The sequence below is a fragment of the Kitasatospora sp. NPDC022856 genome (genome assembly GCF_055561235.1).
This window is the reverse complement of record NZ_JBVHHE010000148.1, coordinates 1-1,096: the sequence shown is the minus strand read 5'-3', so window position 1 is coordinate 1,096 and position 1,096 is coordinate 1. Positions and strand designations below refer to the sequence as shown.

1 protein-coding gene is annotated in these 1,096 nt (G+C 69.6%); it reads right to left on the bottom strand.

The genetic code is table 11. The annotated features are described in order from the left end of the window. Window positions 1-1,018, bottom strand: a protein-coding gene (locus ACZ34W_RS38755) for an IS630 family transposase (RefSeq protein ID WP_465611219.1) whose coding sequence is annotated in 2 segments (ribosomal slippage) — window positions 1-517 and window positions 517-1,018 — 1,019 coding nt annotated over the 2 segments. Because the reading frame shifts where the segments join, the coding sequence is not laid out codon by codon here. This gene is flagged as partial in the annotation. Window positions 1,019-1,096: the final 78 nt, after the last annotated feature.

Sequence of the window (1,096 nt, the reverse complement as noted above, 5' to 3'; positions counted from 1 at the left end):
TCGGGGCGGTACTGGAGCCGTTTGAGCCGGTTGCGGAGGAGGGCTTCGAGGCGGTCGACGGCGACCGAGGACAGGTTGGCCAGGCTGCGCTTGACGTGCGCCCAGAGCCACTCCACGGGGTTCAGGTCCGGCGCGTAGGCGGGCAGGATGAACACCGTCAGCCAGTCCCGTGCGTTGATCAAGTCGCGCATGGCATAGGAGACATGGGTGTTCAGTCGGTCCCAGACCAGCACGATCGGTGCCTTCACCAGGTGGTGGATGCCGTCGATCAGGCCGATGTAGTCGCGTTCGGACAGGCTCCGCCGCTCGCCCTTGCGACCGGTGTGCCGCCGGATGCGGTGGCACAGCCTGGTCCGGGAGCCGGGCCGCACGGCGATCAGCCCCGCGACCGAAACCCGTCCGGAGCGGCTGCCGGAGACCTTCACGACCGGGGTGATGCCCCGCCGCCCCCAGGTGCGTCCACGGGGCGACCTGCGCGTGAAGCCGGCCTCGTCCTCGAAGCACACCCATCCGCCGCAGGCCGCCCTGGTGCTTTTACCTCCGCCCAAGTCGCCTCCTTCCATGCCGTAACGGCCTGCTCGTCACGTTCCGCGGACCGCCTCGCGGGCATCTGCGGAGTGAAGCCGAGCCGGCGCATCAGCCGGGTGGCGCCCGAGACGCTGTAGGAGACGTGGAACTTCCGGCCGATCAGCGTGGCCACCCGCGCACCCGTCCACACCTGGTCCTCGTCCCAGCCATGGGCGGCCGGGCCCTGGTCGAGGTAGGCAGCCAGCTTCTCCTGGCACCGCATGGACAGCTTGCACCGCTGCCCGTGCGGGCCGCGCGAGCCCAACGCCGCCGCACCGCCCCGCTTCCAGGCCTGGTGCCACTGGTAGGCCGACTTGCAGCTCACCCGCAACTGCCGGGCGACCTCGGGAGGCCTGACCCCTTCGCCGAACAGCGCGGCGGCCTCCAGACGCACAGCCTCACGGCGCTGACGTGCCCTCGCTGTCAGCCCGCCCCCATCCGCATATCGCATGCCACACGGTCTACAGCGACAGGTGACCATCCGTCAGCAAAACGGCAGATCTACCACCCCAAAGAGCTGATGTCAGTA